This window comes from Variovorax durovernensis (assembly GCF_977011995.1).
This window is the reverse complement of record NZ_CDRNCW010000001.1, coordinates 1,449,258-1,463,798: the sequence shown is the minus strand read 5'-3', so window position 1 is coordinate 1,463,798 and position 14,541 is coordinate 1,449,258. Positions and strand designations below refer to the sequence as shown.

General features: G+C 68.3%; 14 protein-coding genes and 1 pseudogene. 8 read left to right on the top strand and 7 right to left on the bottom strand.

The annotated features are described in order from the left end of the window. The first annotated feature begins 91 nt into the window (after window positions 1-91). A complete protein-coding gene (locus ACWV14_RS06950; protein ID WP_454907564.1) occupies window positions 92-1,042 on the top strand; it encodes an AraC family transcriptional regulator in 951 nt (316 codons plus the stop codon). Between the two features lie 10 nt (window positions 1,043-1,052). Here ACWV14_RS06950 and ACWV14_RS06945 read toward each other — a convergent pair whose 3' ends face one another. After that, window positions 1,053-2,033, bottom strand: a complete 981-nt coding sequence (locus ACWV14_RS06945) for a tripartite tricarboxylate transporter substrate-binding protein (protein WP_454907565.1) — start codon at window positions 2,031-2,033, stop codon at window positions 1,053-1,055. Window positions 2,034-2,226: 193 nt separating this feature from the next. On the opposite strand from ACWV14_RS06945, the gene ACWV14_RS06940 reads away from it, so the two are divergent. Beyond that, a complete protein-coding gene (locus ACWV14_RS06940; protein ID WP_422085223.1) occupies window positions 2,227-2,787 on the top strand; it encodes a MarR family winged helix-turn-helix transcriptional regulator in 561 nt (186 codons plus the stop codon). A gap of 8 nt (window positions 2,788-2,795) precedes the next feature. On the opposite strand, the gene ACWV14_RS06935 is transcribed toward ACWV14_RS06940, so the two are convergent. After that, complete coding sequence (locus ACWV14_RS06935; protein ID WP_454907566.1) at window positions 2,796-3,155, bottom strand: FlxA-like family protein; 360 nt, start codon at window positions 3,153-3,155, stop codon at window positions 2,796-2,798. Window positions 3,156-3,227: 72 nt separating this feature from the next. Further along, window positions 3,228-3,830: a DJ-1/PfpI family protein gene (locus ACWV14_RS06930; protein ID WP_454907567.1), complete on the bottom strand. Its 603-nt coding sequence runs from the start codon at window positions 3,828-3,830 to the stop codon at window positions 3,228-3,230. Between the two features lie 91 nt (window positions 3,831-3,921). Between ACWV14_RS06930 and ACWV14_RS06925 the strand changes: the two genes are divergently transcribed. Then, window positions 3,922-5,262 (top strand): aminotransferase-like domain-containing protein, encoded by a 1,341-nt coding sequence (locus ACWV14_RS06925; RefSeq protein ID WP_454907568.1) that lies wholly within the window; start codon window positions 3,922-3,924, stop codon window positions 5,260-5,262. Window positions 5,263-5,281: 19 nt separating this feature from the next. Next, on the top strand, window positions 5,282-6,028 hold the full coding sequence (locus ACWV14_RS06920; RefSeq protein WP_454907569.1) for a hypothetical protein: 747 nt from the start codon (window positions 5,282-5,284) through the stop codon (window positions 6,026-6,028). On the opposite strand, the pseudogene ACWV14_RS06915 reads toward ACWV14_RS06920, so the two are convergent. The 4 genes and pseudogenes from ACWV14_RS06915 to ACWV14_RS06900 form a co-directional block, all read right to left on the bottom strand. Further along, window positions 5,935-6,834, bottom strand: a pseudogene (locus ACWV14_RS06915) (cytochrome c biogenesis CcdA family protein); the annotation flags it as partial. The gene ACWV14_RS06920 and the pseudogene ACWV14_RS06915 overlap by 94 nt on opposite strands. Before the next feature lie 21 nt (window positions 6,835-6,855). Continuing rightward, on the bottom strand, window positions 6,856-7,365 hold the full coding sequence (gene msrB / locus ACWV14_RS06910) for a peptide-methionine (R)-S-oxide reductase MsrB (RefSeq protein ID WP_422085218.1): 510 nt from the start codon (window positions 7,363-7,365) through the stop codon (window positions 6,856-6,858). Window positions 7,366-7,554: 189 nt separating this feature from the next. Continuing rightward, on the bottom strand, window positions 7,555-8,139 hold the full coding sequence (locus ACWV14_RS06905; RefSeq protein ID WP_454907570.1) for a CHAP domain-containing protein: 585 nt from the start codon (window positions 8,137-8,139) through the stop codon (window positions 7,555-7,557). A 114-nt stretch (window positions 8,140-8,253) separates the two neighbouring features. Beyond that, window positions 8,254-8,634 carry an STN domain-containing protein gene (locus ACWV14_RS06900; protein ID WP_454907571.1) on the bottom strand — a complete coding sequence of 127 codons (381 nt, stop codon included), beginning with the start codon at window positions 8,632-8,634 and terminating at the stop codon, window positions 8,254-8,256. A 213-nt stretch (window positions 8,635-8,847) separates the two neighbouring features. Between ACWV14_RS06900 and ACWV14_RS06895 the strand changes: the two genes are divergently transcribed. The 4 genes from ACWV14_RS06895 (at window position 8,848) to ACWV14_RS06880 (ending at window position 14,506) form a co-directional block, all read left to right on the top strand. Beyond that, window positions 8,848-9,420, top strand: coding sequence for an RNA polymerase sigma factor (locus ACWV14_RS06895; protein WP_454907572.1), 573 nt, complete (start codon window positions 8,848-8,850; stop codon window positions 9,418-9,420). Beyond that, a complete protein-coding gene (locus ACWV14_RS06890; RefSeq protein WP_454907573.1) occupies window positions 9,417-10,466 on the top strand; it encodes a FecR family protein in 1,050 nt (349 codons plus the stop codon). The genes ACWV14_RS06895 and ACWV14_RS06890 overlap by 4 nt, the downstream gene beginning before the upstream one ends. Before the next feature lie 73 nt (window positions 10,467-10,539). Beyond that, window positions 10,540-13,071, top strand: a complete 2,532-nt coding sequence (locus tag ACWV14_RS06885; RefSeq protein WP_454907574.1) for a TonB-dependent receptor domain-containing protein — start codon at window positions 10,540-10,542, stop codon at window positions 13,069-13,071. Between the two features lies 1 nt (window position 13,072). Next, window positions 13,073-14,506, top strand: coding sequence for an MFS transporter (locus ACWV14_RS06880; RefSeq protein WP_454907575.1), 1,434 nt, complete (start codon window positions 13,073-13,075; stop codon window positions 14,504-14,506). Window positions 14,507-14,541: the final 35 nt, after the last annotated feature.

The window sequence follows — 14,541 nt, the reverse complement described above, 5'->3', positions numbered from 1 at the left end:
CGCTGAGTTGCTTGCCTGAAACTCCAGCCCGCTGGAAAGAGGCGGCCCGATCTGGCAAATTGGCCGCATCGAACACCCCGCCCCACCCACGATGACCGCGCCTCCGCTCCCGCCATCGGCCATGCAGGCACGCATGGTCGAACTGCTCGGCTCCCTCGCGCCGACGGAAGGCTACAACCTCACCGCCCTGCCCGATGTGCGCTTCCTGCGCTCGAACCGCCCCTTGAGCCGCGCGCCGGTGCTGTATGACCCCGGCATCGTGATCGTCTGCCAGGGCCGCAAGCGCGGCTTTCTCGGCGACGAGGTGTATCTGTACGACGCACAGCACTACTTGGCAGTGTCGGTGCCGGTGCCGTTCTCGATGGAAACGGACGCCACCGCCGAAGAACCTTTGCTGGCCATCTATTTCCGGCTCGACTTCAGCGTGGCCGCCGAACTCATGCTCCAACTCGACGAACAGGGGCTGGCGGCGCAGGCCGCACCCCGGGGCCTGATGTCCACGCCGATGGACGCCATGCTCGCTCAGTCGGTGCTGCGCTTTCTCGAAGTCATGCGCGTCCCTTTGGAAGCAGTGGTGCTCGGTCCGGCGCTGGTGCGCGAGATCTACTTTCGCGTGCTCACCGGCGAGCAGGGCGCCTCGATGCGCAATGCGCTCACGCGGCAAGGACAGTTCGGCAAGATCGCGAAAGCCATCCGGAAGATCCACGCCTCTTTTGCGGAAGCGCTCGACATCGGTCAACTGGCCGGCGAGGCCGGCATGAGCCCGCAGTCGTTCCATGCGCACTTCAAGACGGTCACGGCCACTTCGCCCATGCAGTACCTCAAGTCGACGCGGCTGCATCAGGCACGGCTGATCATGACCCGCAGCGAGGTGACTGCAGCCGTGGCCGGTTCGCAAGTCGGCTACGAGAGCGCGTCGCAGTTCAGCCGCGAATTCAAGCGCATGTTCGGACGCGGCCCCGCCGAAGAAGCGGAGCGCATGCGCAAGGCGTTCGCGCTGCCCGACCCGTTGCCCTCATCTGTCTACGTCGCTTCGCACTGACAGCCCGCCCTCAGGGCGAGAAGCCCGAGCGGCGCACCACCGGCTCCCACTGCTGCCGATAGGCCTTGAGCATCTGCGCGGTCTCCGCCGTCGAACTCACCACCGGCGTGATGTAAGCCGCCTCGGCTGCCTTCTGCAGGCCCGGGTCGCGCATCGCGTCGCGGATGGCGCCGGCCACCAGTTGCACCTTGGCCGGGGCCATCGTGCTGGGAGCGAAGAAGGTGTTCCAGCCGTCGGCGTCGATCTTCATGCCGGCCTCGCGGAAGGTCGGGATCGCGGGCGCGAAGCTCGCGCGCTTCTTGCCCGACACCGCCAGGATGCGGACCTTGCCAGCCAGGTGCTGTGCATAGAGCGAATCCAGCGTGTCGATGGCGATCGGCAGCGTGCCGCCGATCAGGTCGGCCGACAGCGGCGCCGATCCGCCGTAGCCCTTGATCTGCGGCTGCACGCTCAGGGCGTCGCCCACCATCAGGCCGAAGAAGTGAGGCAGGCTGCCGGTAGCGGGCACGCCGAACACGGCCTCTTCCGGATGCGCCCAGAGCCGGCCCACCAGGAACATGGCGCGGTCGAGCTGCAGCTTCTGGCCCACGGCCAGCGCGAAGTCGTAGCTGCTGACCTGCGAGACCGGCACGAAGTCCTTGTCGGGGTCGTAGCCCACGTCCTTGATGACCAGGGGCGCGACCACCATCACGGCGGGGTTGCCGAGCATCAGCACGTTCTGTCCCGGCGGGGTGCGCCGCACTTCCTTGGCCGCCAGCCGGCCGCCCTCGCCCGGCTTGTTCTCTACCGTCACCGCCACGCCGAGTTTCGGACCCAGCCGCTCGGCGAGCAGCCGCGCGATGCGGTCGGTGGTGCCGCCCGCCGCATAGCCGACCACCAGGGTCAGCGGACCATCCAGCGCCTGCTGGGCTTGAGCATGAACGACAGGAGCGCAGGCGGCGAGCGCGAGGCCCCACGCCAAGAGCTTGCGCCTGGAAAAGAATGCGACCATCGGGTTTCCTGCGAGCGGTGGTTGTGGGCGGACATGCGCGATGCCTTCACGGCGAAAATCGCGTGCCGGTCCAGATCGCTGTCTGTGAGAATTTGTGACCGGTTTATACGCAGCCAGTAAACAGTTGATCTAATCCATCAACTGCTCTGCGAGGCTAGCGGACCACAACGCCCAGCACTCTTAATCCATCCGTATGCAAGCTTTTCCCGATGCAGGGTCGCTGCGCGCACCCAGCTCACTGGACGACCTGCTGCTCTACAGGTTGTCACGCGCCATGCGCACCAGCAGCGGCATGGCGACCCGCATGGTCGAGGGCGGCTTCGGCATCACGCGGCGCGAGTGGGGAATGATCGGCACGCTCGCGCAGCGCGGCGAGATGACCTCCTCCGCGCTGGCCGCGCACCTGCACCTGGACCGGGTGCGCACCTCGCGCGGGCTGCGCAGCCTCGTCGAGAAGAAACTGGTGGTGCGTCGGCAGGATGCCGAGGACCGGCGCGAAGTGCACGTACGCCTGAGCGCCTCGGGCGAGCAGTTGTACGGCAAGCTGTTCCCGCGCATCGCGGGGCTCAATACCGAACTGCTCGAGGGCATAACGCCCGCGCACCTGGAGATCTTTCTCCAGTGCCTGCGCCATCTCGAGCAGCGCGGCAACGAACTGAGCGCGCAGGGCGTCGTCATGGAAAAGGCCGACCGGCGCTCGGGCGGCACGCGCCACCGCTGGCCCGAGCGGGAGGCCGGCAGCGGCGAAAGGTAGCGGCAGGCTCAGGCCTGCACGTCCACCGTTCCACCGATCGGCACGCCTTCGGCATTGGTGCGGATGCCGCCGCCCGACTTGCTGGCGCTGCGCACCGCCTTGGAGACCGATTCCAGCGCTTCCTTCTGGACCTGCGACATCCGCAGCACATTCATCTGCTGCTGAAGCATGAGCACCTGCGCGGCCAGCGCCTGGAGCTGCATCTGGATTGCCTTGCGCGCCTCATCGTTGGGCGCCTTGAGCAGTTCGCCCTGCGTGTCGGTGATCTTCTGTTGCGTGTCGGTGATCTGCCGCTGGATCTTCGCGAGCTGGGCGCTCACATCACCGCCGCGCCCCGCGGAACCTGTTGCCCCGATGGCTGTCAGCATGTTTCCCTCCGTCCTTTGTGTGTTGACCAGAGGGATATCGGCAGCGCGGCGGAAAAATGAAGGCCGCCGTCGTCATTGCGGCAGATACGGCGCGATGTACCTGAAGGCATTGCTCACGTAGGCCTCTTTTTCACCGACCGGCGCCACGTAGTGCAGCGCCGCCTCGGCGGCCTCCCGCCCCTCGGTGCGGGCGATGATCCACGCGGCCAGGTAGGGCGACGCGAAGCAGCCGCCCGCCGTGGCGACGTTGCCGCTGGCAAAGAAAGGCTGGTTCAGCACTTCGACGCCGGCCGCCTGCACCCACGGCTTGGTGGTCAGGTCGGTACAGGCCGGCACGCTGCCCAGCAGGCCCAGCTTGGCAAGGATCAAGGTGCCCGAGCACTGGGCCGCGATGAGTTGGCGTGCGGGGTCCAGCGCCAGGCGCCCCATCAGCTCCGCGCTCTCGACGACCTCGCGCGTGCGCACGCCGCTGCCGACGACCACGGCCTGCGCCGAGCGCGCTTCCTCGAGCAGCGACTGTGCGCGCACGGTGACGCCGTTCATGGACGTGACCTCCGGCGCCGGGCAGCAGAGCGTCACGCGCCAGCCGGGCTTCTTGATCCGGTTGAGCACGCCCAGCGCGATGAGCGAGTCGAGTTCGTTGAAGCCGTCGAAGGTGAGGATGGCGATGTGCATGGCGTTCGTTTGTGTGGGGGGAAAGCGGGTTCGTCCATCGTAGGCAAGACGATCAATACAATCAAAAAATTGTCATGGATACATCGCACCGATGGCCGAAGCCCGATACAAGCAACTGGTCGATGAACTCGCCGCCGATATCCGCGCGGGCCGGTTGAAGCCCGGCACCCGCCTGCCCACGCACCGGCGGCTGGCCGAACGCCACGGCCTCGCGCTGGTGACCGCATCGCGCGTCTACGCCGAACTCGAGGCCATGGGCCTGGTCAGCGGCGAAGTCGGCCGCGGCACCTTCGTGCGCGAAGCGACCATTCCCCGCGACAAGGGCATCGACCAGCAGGCCGTGGCGGCGGGCCAGGTCGACCTGAACTTCAACTACCCCTCGCTGCCCGGGCAGGCCGAACTGCTGCGCGGTGCGCTGCGGCAACTGGCCGCCGGCGGCGAACTCGACGCGATGCTGCGCTACGCACCGCACGGCGGCCGCATGCACGAGCGCGCCTGCGTCGCGCGGCATCTCGCGTCACGCGGGCTCGACGCGCTCGACCCGTCGCGGGTGCTGCTGGTCGACGGCGCGCAGCACGGCCTCGCGGTCACGGCCATGGCGCTGCTGCAGCCCGGCGACGTGGTGGCGGTCGATGCCCTCACCTACCCCGGTTTCAAGGTGCTGGCCGAGGCACACCGGCTGGAGCTGGCGCCCATCCCGGCATCGGGCGCCGGCCCCGACCTCGACGCGCTGGAGCGCCTGTGCGCGCGCCGCCGGGTTCGTGCCATCTATGCGATGCCGACGCTGCACAACCCGCTGGGCTGGGTGATGAGCACGAGCCGCCGCCGCCGGCTGGCAGCCATCACCCGCAGGCACGGCCTGCTCGTCATGGAGGACGCGGCCTACGCCTTCCTGGCCGACGATCCGCAAGACATGCCGCCCCCGCCTCTGGCCATGCTGCTGCCCGAATCAACCGTGTACGTCTCGGGCCTGTCGAAGAACGTGGCGACCGGGCTGCGCGTGGGCTTCGTCGTCGCGCCGCAGGCCTGCGTGCCGAAGATCGAACGCGCCATCCGGGCCACGACCTGGTGCACGCCCGGCGTGACCACGGCCATCGCCTGCGCATGGCTGGAAGACGGCACGGTCGAGCGGCTCGAATCGGAAAAGCGGCACGACGCTGCGGTGCGCCAGTCCATCGTCGACGAAACGCTCGCAGGCATGCGCTTCGTGCGCCATCCGTCGTCGTACTTCGTCTGGCTGCCATTGCCCGAGGAAATGCGCGCTGACCACGTCTCGGCGGCGCTGATGCGCGAAGGCATCTCGGTATCGACGGCCGAGCCCTTCGCCACGTCGAAGCACGTGCCGCATGCGCTGCGGCTGGCGCTGGGCTCCGTGGGGCTGCCGAGCTTGCGCAGTGCGTTGTTGACGGTGCGGCGAGTGGTTGGCGAGTAAGCGTCACTACACTGCCCCGATGCCCCCCGCCCCGCCACCGCACCGCTCACGAGACCGCCTCACTGCCTGCTACCGCAGCGGCGACGCCATGCGCAGCCGCAGCGTAAGCGACCTTGTGCCGACGGGCACGCTCGACGTACCCATGCCTCCCGCGCGCCTGACCACGGACTGGGAACGCGAGATCTCCACGCAGCTTGCGCTGGAGCCCGGCGACGTGGAGCAATTGCCGCTGGCGCGCGCACGCACGCGCTGGCCGGACTACAGGCAATGCGTGCAAGCCGCGGCCGACTGGACAGCGGCGCTAGGGCTGCCGGGCGTGCTCGCCGAGAGCGATGTCGCGTTGATGGCTTGCCGCGGCGCGCGGTATCACCACGACGGCGCGCAATACGGCGGCGCGGCCTTCTGCAATCTCTTCATGAGCGAAGACAAGGGGCTGGACCTGCACTTCCCTTTCGCGGACGTTCGCATTCCGCTCGTTCGCGGCACGGCGGTGGTCTTCGATACCGGCCAGCCGCATGCCGTGATTCCGCGCGGCGGCAGCAACGGTTTCGATGCGGCCGACTTCGCGCCCGGACGCGATTGCACGCTGGTGTTCCTGACGTGGGAGCTGCCGATCGAAGACGCGCAAGTGAGCAAGGCGCTTCAGATCGCCTTCGACGACGATCCTTCGGCTGCCTCGCGGCTCGACGAAGAACAGGTCTTGGTGAACGGCGCGCCGGCGGCGCTTTGCCCGTCGTCAGGCCGGTGGCTCATGGGCACCGGCTGAGACCCGACTGGCGAGCCGGGCGCCGTCATCACCAAGGGAGCGTCCTCCACGCTCCGGACGGGCTTCTTCGGGCGCACCTTGTCGATCAGCTTCTGCTCCACCGACGAGGTGCCCGATACCGACAGTTGCGCGAGCACGCCGGTGTCCAGCCCCAGGGCGATGGCAGCCACGCCGCACAGCAGCGCCACGCCGATGCCGCGGCGGATCCATTCGCCCGCTCCCAGCGATTTCTTCATGGCCTTGAACAGGCGCCCGCCGACCAGCAGTGCGCCCGCCAGGGAAGTCGCCGCGCCCGCCGCGTAGGCCAGCAGGAGCAGCGAGGTCTGCGCGCTCGCACCGCCCAGCGCCGCGCCGGTCAGCACCAGGCCGAGGATCGGCCCGGCGCAAGGCGCCCACAGCAGGCCCGTGGCCACGCCCAGCAGCACCGAGGTGACGAAGGACGAGCGTCCGCCTCGCCCCTCGCTGCCGTTGCCGCCGGCCGTTGCCGAGAGCCGCTCGCCCCAGCTCACGAGCGGCCGAGTGAGCCGCTGCGCCAGTTGCGGGAACAGCAGCGTGACGCCGAACAGCGCCATCAGCGCGATCGCGCCCATGCGCCCGTACTGGTTGGCCTCCACCGCCCACCCACCGCCCACCGCAGCCAGCGAGGCCACGCCGGCGAAGGTGAGCGCCATGCCGAGCAGCAGCGGCAGGCCGCCCTTGAGAAAAGGCTGGTCGCCGCGCGCGAACACGAAGGGAAGCACCGGAAGAATGCAGGGGCTGAGGATGGTCAGCACCCCGCCGATATAGGCGACGACGAACAGAAGCATGAGGGTGCGCCGCTCAGGCGATCAGGCGGCGCCCGGGTTGAACTTCATGGCCACGCCGTTCATGCAGTAGCGCAGGCCGGTCGGCTTGGGGCCGTCGTCGAACACATGGCCCAGGTGGCCGCCGCAGCGGCTGCAATGCACCTCGGTGCGCGTCATGCCGACGGAGGTGTCGACCTTCTGGCCGACGGCATTGGGCAGCGGCTGCCAGAAGCTGGGCCAGCCGGTCTTGCTGTCGAACTTGGTCTTCGAAGAGAACGCCTCGAGCGAGCAGCCCGCGCAGGCGAAGCGGCCTTCGCGGTGCTCGTCGTTCAGCGGGCTCGAGTAGGGCCGCTCGGTGCCTTCCTGGCGCAGCACGGCGTACTGGTTGGGCGTGAGGAGCTTGCGCCACTCGGCATCGGTGCGGGTGATCTCGAACTTTCCGGGCTCGGCGGCATGCGCTAGGCCGGCGCTCCAGCCAAAGCCGTTGAAAAGCGCCAGGCCGAGCGTCGATGAGCCGGCCTTGAGAACGAAGCGGCGTCCGTGGTGGTTCATGGCAAATCCTTGGGTGATGACCTTTGAATACGCGGCATCTATACATATGGATGCCTGGCGAGAGATGCACCGGCCCCGCCGGAATGCCCATCCGCGTCCCATGCAGCGTAGTTCGGTCGTTCCTGCGCGAAAGTTACGCCGCTTCGCCAGGCAGCCCCAAAGAAAGAACGGCTGCGAGCCGATTGCCGGCTACGGCGCGGCTGGTTTGTCGCCCGCGCGCCGGAGCCAGCCCAGCGTGCCGCCCGCCACGGTCCAGCGTCCGTCGGCCGCATCGAGTGCAAGGCGGGCCCGGCTGTCGCCGAAAGGCCCGGGGTTCTGCTGCACGATCTCGATGTCTTTCTCGCCCACGCCGGAGACGATGGCCACGTGCCCATACGGGTTGAGCAGCGTCGGCTTGAACACGATCAGGTCTTCCACCCGCGGCCTGTCGGCCTGCGCGTTGCGGTACTGCAGCAGATTGCGCTTGGCGTTGAGCACGCCGTGCGCGGTGTCGCGGTCGAAGTAGTCCTTCGCGTTGCCGTAGGGGTCGGGCATGCGATGGCCGAAGCGCTCGAAGTAGTAGCGCTTGATGAACTCCACGCACTGGTACTTGATGCCCAGGTTGTAGCCATCGGCGGACAGCAGCCGTCCGTCGGAATGGTTCACGCCGCCGTTGTAATACACCTTCACGCCGTTGAACTCGTCGAGCACGGCACCCACCTCGCGGCCCGGGTTCAGGTTGAGGTGGGTCGCTCCCCAGTAGCCGCCCGCCGCCACCAGGGCGGCAGCAGGCACGGAGAGAAGAAGAAGGGCAAGAGTGCGGCGGCGAATCGTCATTTCATGGAAAGCGGGTCGGCCCGCACGCCGGAATGTTAAGGGCGCCGCCGCCGCGCCGCCCCCTGCCGAAGGTCACGGCTTCTTTTCGGCGGCGCCGGTTGCTGCCGCCGCGGTGGGCGCGGGCGCGATGAGCACCATCGCCCCGTCCTGCCCCCGCCGTATGCGCAGCCGCGTGCCGTCCAGCAGGCGTTCCAGCGCGGCGTCGGGCGCGATCCTGCCCTTGACGCCGCGCGTCGACAGGCCCTTGACGTCTTCTATCTTGTAGATCAACTGCACGCCCGACTGCGCGATGTAGACATCCAGCGCGGGCCGCAGCTCGCCGCCGCCGACGTCGAAATCCCGGGCATCGGCCCATGCGAGGCCCCCGATCAGTGCGCATCCCAGGCCGACGGCGACGCGCCGCCGGGCCATTCCGGTGCGAAGGATGGGGTTGTGCCTCCCGATTCGATTCATGTCTTTGTATTTCCAGCGAGCTGTTTTTTCTCGTACCCCCATGAGACGAGCGCGCGCGCGCTTTCCGGTAACGCCGTGCCCCATTTCAGTGCTCCTAGAATTCGCGCCGCATCGCGCGTTACCGGAAATCTTCTGGCCGTTCGTCTCAGTGTGTGTCGCCACTCCCGGCGACGCGCCGTATCCCCATCCGGCCATTTTTCCAGGAGCGCTCTTTTGGTTCTCAGTGACTTGGACAACTGGTTCGTCAGCGAAGTGCTGCCGATGGAGGCGGCGCTCACGCGTTTCCTTCGTCGCAACTGGCGCGACGAATCCGAAGTACCCGACCTGCGCCAGGATGTCTATGTGCGCATCTATGAATCCGCCGCCAAAGCCGTGCCCGAACTGGTGAAGCCCTTTGTCTTTGCCACGGCCCGCAATCTGCTGATCGACCGCGCGCGGCGTGCGCAGATCGTGTCGATCGAAATCATTGCCGACCTCGACGCGCTCGACTTCTCGGCCGACGAGCTCACGCCCGAGCGCCATGCAGCGGGCCGCGGCGAGCTGCGGCTGCTGCAGACAGCGCTCGACGCCCTGCCGCCCAAGTGCCGCCGCGTGGTGGAGCTGCGCAAGATCGACGGCCTGCCGCAGCGCGACGTAGCCATATTGCTCGGCATCACCGAGGACACGGTCGAACGGCAGGTGTCGCGGGGCGTGCGCGCCCTGGCGGACGCCATGCTCTCCAGCGGCGTGCAGCTCGACACCAAGGCCTTCGGCCGGGCACAGAATGAAAAGAGGCTTTCGCCATGACTGAAGCCGAACGCATCGAATCCGCCGCCGCCGAATGGCTGGCGCGCCGCGACGGCGGCAAATGGACCGACACCGACCAGCAGCAGCTCGACGCATGGATTGCAGAGTCCGTCGCGCACCGCATCGCGTGGCTGCGCCTGTCCAGCGTCTGGGAGCGCGCCGACCGGCTCGGCGCCTTGCGCGCGCCGGCGGCACCTGCGGCCGCGGCGGCGCCCGGGGTCATCCCCATACCGCTGCCGACACCCGCGCCGACGCGCCCGAGCGCTCCCGCGCACCGCGCGTTTCAGCTGCCGCGCTTTTCCACGCAGCGCATTGCAGCCAGCATGCTGATCGCGGCCGCCGGCTGCAGCTGGCTCGGGTGGAAGTACACGCAGGACTGGCAGAGCGAGCACTACGCCACCGCCGTGGGCGCGCGCCAGTCGGTCTCGCTGCCCGACGGCTCGGTGCTCACGCTGAACACTGCCACTCACCTGCGCACTGTCGTGAATGCCAACGGACGCAAGGTGTGGCTCGAAGACGGCGAGGCCTACTTCGACATCGCGCACGACAAGGCGCATCCGTTCGTGGTGATCGCCGGCGACCGCCGCATCACCGTGCTGGGCACGCGCTTCGTGGTGCGGCGCGAGGGCGAGCAGGTGAACGTGGTGGTCGAAGAAGGCCGCGTGCAGATCGCATCGACCGGCAACGACCGCGGCACCGACAAGAGCGCAAAGAGCAGCGAGCCCACCGTGCTCGTGCGCAACCAGGCGGCTGTTGCCAGCGCGAACAACGTGCTGGTGATGTCGAAGGCGCCGAAGCAGATCGACGACGAACTGAGCTGGCGCAAGGGCAAGCTGGTGTTCGACCAGACCTCGCTGGGCGACGCGGCCGCGCAGTTCAACCGCTACAACACGCGCAAGCTGGTGATCGCCGATCCCGCGCTTGCGCGCATCCGCATCGGCGGCAGCTTCGATGCCAACAACATGGGCGGCTTCGTGGCATTGCTGAAGCAGGGCTTCGGCCTCTCGGTGCAGGAAAGCGGCAACGAAACAAGGATTTCAAACTAGCTTATTACCGGAATGTGACCGGGCATTCGTCTCAGTGAATACCAAAACAAAGCCACACTGGAGACCGACACCCATGAACCGAATCGAGCAAGCCGCAAGCCTGCCCTCCAAGAAGAAGCCGAAGAAAAAAAGCAGGCCGGCGGGCCTTCCGGTGGCGATCCGCCACTGGGTCATCGGCGGCACGTGTGCATTGATGACCGGCCTGCCCCTGATGGCGCAGGCCCAGTCGCAAGTCCAGGCGCAACAGGTCTTCGACGTCGGCGCCGGCGACCTGAAGGCGGCGCTCGACGCCTACATCGCGCAGGGCGGCGTGCAGCTGATCTACAAGGTCGACGACGTGAAGGGCATGGTCACGCGCGGCGTGAAGGGCGCGCTGCCGCCGCAGGAAGCGCTGTCTCGCATTCTCGAAGGCACGCCGCTGCTCACGCGCCGCGGCGACGACGGCGCGATCGTGATCTACACCGCAGCGCCCGTCGTGGCAAGGCCGACCACCGACGAGCCCCAGTCGCTCGACAGCGTCACCGTCACGGCCACGCGCCGCCGCGAGCCGGTGCGCGAAGTGCCGATGCAGGTCAACGTGATGAAGGCCGAAACGCTGGAGCGCGCCGGCGCCAAGAACCTGGCCGACTACGTGGCCGAGCAGCCTGGCGTGACCATGACGAGCAGCGGCAGCGTGGGCGGCATCCTGACCATGCGCGGGCTGACCACCGGCCCCGTGCAGGGCATCGCGACCGTCGGCGTGTATGTCGACGACGTGGCCACGGGGCTGAGCTCGTCCGGCGCGCTCGCCGGCTTCACGCCGCTGGACATGGGCATGCTCGACCTGAACCACATCGAGGTGCTGCGCGGCCCGCAGGGCACGCTGTACGGCGCCGGCGCCATGAGCGGCGTGCTCAAGTACGTGACCAACCAGCCCGACACGATGGAGTTCGCGGGCTCGGTGAAATTCGGCACCTCGTGGACGCAGGGCGGCGGCCCGGGCTTCACGACCGGTGCGGTGCTCAACGTGCCGATCAAGGAAGACGTGGCGGCAGTGCGCTTCGCCGCCTTCACCGACCAGCTCGGCGGCAGCTACAACGCGTCCGGCCCGGCACGGGGGCGCAACATCGACCGCGGCCATACCGACGGCGGCCGGGTCTCCGTGCTGCTGACGCCCACGAAGGAACTGACGGTGCGCCTGACGGGCATGGTGCAGGACGTGCATCGCCAGGGCCTGGGCTTCGAGGACATCGACAAGCGGACCCTTCGCCCGTGGGGGCTCGACCGCACGCGCCAGCTGTCCGGCCGCGAGCCTTACCACAACCAGTCGCAGTTGTTCGGCCTGGACGTGGAGTACGACTTCGGCTGGGCGCGCCTGAACTCGATCACCTCCGCGCAGGACGTGAAGATCACCAACTCCGTCGACCTCACCGCCCTCTACGCGCCGGCGCTCGCAGCGCTGCGCCTGTCGGCCGCCTCGGCGCCGCTGGCCAGCACCGTGGAGCAGCACCGCGTGAGCCAGGAGTTCCGCCTGACCTCGCGCTCGGGCACCGCCATCGAGTGGCTGGCCGGCATCTACCTGAACCGCGAACGCGGCTCCAACGACGGCACCCTCAGTGCGAACCTGAGCGGCGGATTGGGCAGCAAGACTTTCCTGACGTCGACGCAGACTTCGCGCTACCGCGAGGAGGCCTTCTATGGCGACGTCACCTGGAACGTGACGCCCGCGCTTTCGTTCACCGGTGGCATGCGGCTGGCGCGCAACAACCAGCGCTACGCCAGCAAGCAGTCGGGCACGCTGGTCGGCCCGGTCGATGCCAACGCCAGCGGCACCTCGTCGGAAAGCCCCACCACATACCTCGCCGCGGCCAAGTACACGCTGTCGGAGACCAGCAACGTGTATTTCCGCGCGGCGAGCGGCTACCGCCCCGGCGGCCCGAACGTGCTGAAGGCCGACACCGACCGCAACATCGTGCAGCCGATGTTCAAGTCCGACTCGCTGTGGAGCTACGAACTCGGCTACAAGGCCGACCTGCTGGACCGCAAGCTGTCGCTGGAAGCCGCGCTCTACGACATCGAATGGCGCGACGTGCAGCAGCCCACCAGGAGCGGCGGCTTCGTGTTCGTTACCAACGCCGGTGGCGCCCGCGTCAAGGGCGGTGAGCTCACGCTCAATTGGAAGCCCAGCAAGGAGTGGCGCTTCACAGCCAACGCCGCGCTCATCGATGCGCGCCTGACCGAGGACGCCAAGGGCCTGGACGCCAAGGCGGGCACCCGCCTGCCGCAGACCCCGCGCTTCGCGACCACGCTGGGCGTGACGCGCAACTTCAGCATTGCCGAGCACCCGGCCTACTTCGGCGTCAGCGCACGCTACACCGGCAAGCGCGACGCGGGCTACGCCGGCAGCTCGACCATTCCGAGCATCAAGATGCCGGCGTACACGCTGGTCGACCTGCAGGCGGGCATCGACTTCCAGCGCTTCAGCCTCTCGGCCTATGTGCGCAACCTGACGAACAAGCGCGGCTTCCTGTCGATCGACACCGGCCTGACGGCGAACCCGAACCTGGTGCAGGCGGCGCTGACACCGTCGCGCACCGTCGGCCTGGCCGTCAACGTTCCGTTCTGAGATGTCGAGCGTCAATCCGCTGGCGGCCGCGTTGCCGCCGGATGCGGCGAGCGCCGCCGCGCCCGAAACGGCAAGAAAAGCACCAGCCAGCGCCTGGTACGCGCTGGCGGTGCTGGTCATCGCGACGGTGCTGGGCTCGATCGACAAGGTCATCCTCACGCTGCTGACGGAGCCGATGCGCATTGCGCTGTCGCTCTCCGACACGCAACTGGGGCTGCTGCAGGGCGCTGGCATCGTGCTGTTCACCGGCATCGCCACGCTGCCCCTGGGCTGGCTCAGCGACCGCTACGACAGGCGCGTGGTGCTGGCCGCCTGCGTGCTGCTGTGGAGTGCCGCCACGGCCATGCGCGGCACCGCCATGGACTACGGCGTGCTGTTCATCGCCTCCATCGGCCTGGGCGTGGGCGAAGCCGGCCTCGGGCCCATCACCAACAGCATGATCCCCGACCTGTTCCCGCGCGCGCAGCGGGTACTCGCCAACGCGGTGTTCGCGCTCTCGGCCATCTTCGGCAGTGCACTGGGCGCCCTGCTGGGCGGCACCGTGGTGCACCTGACGGACGACCTGCGGCACTGGCTGCCCGCATCGATGCAGCAGCTGGAGGCATGGCGGCTGACCTTCTTCGTGATGGCCTCCGCCGGCATCCCGGTGACGCTGCTGGTGCTGTCGATCCGCCGCACCCGGCGCGGGGGCGCGCAGCCTGTTTCTCCGGCGGCTGGCGCAATGCCCGCAGCCGCACCCGCCGCCATTCAAGCCGCTGCCGACGATGTTGACGATGCCGTCAGCACCATCAGCTTCCGCGACCACCTGCGCCAGCACTGGCGCACCTTCGCGGGCCTGGTGATCGGCGCGGGCCTGGCGAGCATCGGCATGAGCTCCATCGGCACCTGGCTGCCGATCATGGCGGCGCGCCAGTACGGCGTCACGCCGGCGCAGATGGGGCAAGGCATGGGCATTGCCTTTCTGTGCGGCACGGTGATCGGCGGCCTGCTGGGCGTGGCGGCAATGCGCTACGTGCAGCCACGCATGGGGCCGGCCGCCGCGCTGCGCATCATCATGCTGGGCAATCTCACGGCCGCGCTGTTGTCGTCGCTGCTGCTCTTCACGCGTTCGGCCACCGACGCTTTCACGCTGCTGGCCCTGCTGGTCGTGCCCCTCATCAGCGGCGCGGTGCTGCTGCCCAACGTGCTGCAGGACGCGGCGCCTCCGCACCTGCGCGCCCGCACCATCGCGCTGCTCTCCGTGGCCGGCCTGCCGTTCGGCGTGGTGGGGCCGCTGGTGGTCGGCATGTTGTCGGACGCCCTCAAGTCGGTGCCCAACGGGCTGGCGGTGGCCATCGTCGCCACGACGCTGATCGGCGGTGTCATGGGCGCCATGGTGCTGCGCGCCACCGAAGGCCCGTTCGTGCGCCTGATGCGTGCGGCGCGGCCCACCTGAGCCCGCCCGGCTTTCTTATTTCTTCCCTCCCTCTT

Excerpts from the sequence above, each read along its gene's own strand:
- ACWV14_RS06950 (WP_454907564.1), top strand. The coding sequence starts at position 92 with ATGACCGCGCCTCCGCTCCCGCCATCGGCCATGCAGGCACGCATGGTC.
- ACWV14_RS06945 (WP_454907565.1), bottom strand. The coding sequence starts at position 2,033 with ATGGTCGCATTCTTTTCCAGGCGCAAGCTCTTGGCGTGGGGCCTCGCG.
- ACWV14_RS06940 (WP_422085223.1), top strand. The coding sequence starts at position 2,227 with ATGCAAGCTTTTCCCGATGCAGGGTCGCTGCGCGCACCCAGCTCACTG.
- ACWV14_RS06935 (WP_454907566.1), bottom strand. The coding sequence starts at position 3,155 with ATGCTGACAGCCATCGGGGCAACAGGTTCCGCGGGGCGCGGCGGTGAT.
- ACWV14_RS06930 (WP_454907567.1), bottom strand. The coding sequence starts at position 3,830 with ATGCACATCGCCATCCTCACCTTCGACGGCTTCAACGAACTCGACTCG.
- ACWV14_RS06925 (WP_454907568.1), top strand. The coding sequence starts at position 3,922 with ATGGCCGAAGCCCGATACAAGCAACTGGTCGATGAACTCGCCGCCGAT.
- ACWV14_RS06920 (WP_454907569.1), top strand. The coding sequence starts at position 5,282 with ATGCCCCCCGCCCCGCCACCGCACCGCTCACGAGACCGCCTCACTGCC.
- msrB (WP_422085218.1), bottom strand. The coding sequence starts at position 7,365 with ATGAACCACCACGGACGCCGCTTCGTTCTCAAGGCCGGCTCATCGACG.
- ACWV14_RS06900 (WP_454907571.1), bottom strand. The coding sequence starts at position 8,634 with ATGAATCGAATCGGGAGGCACAACCCCATCCTTCGCACCGGAATGGCC.
- ACWV14_RS06890 (WP_454907573.1), top strand. The coding sequence starts at position 9,417 with ATGACTGAAGCCGAACGCATCGAATCCGCCGCCGCCGAATGGCTGGCG.
- ACWV14_RS06885 (WP_454907574.1), top strand. The coding sequence starts at position 10,540 with ATGAACCGAATCGAGCAAGCCGCAAGCCTGCCCTCCAAGAAGAAGCCG.
- ACWV14_RS06880 (WP_454907575.1), top strand. The coding sequence starts at position 13,073 with ATGTCGAGCGTCAATCCGCTGGCGGCCGCGTTGCCGCCGGATGCGGCG.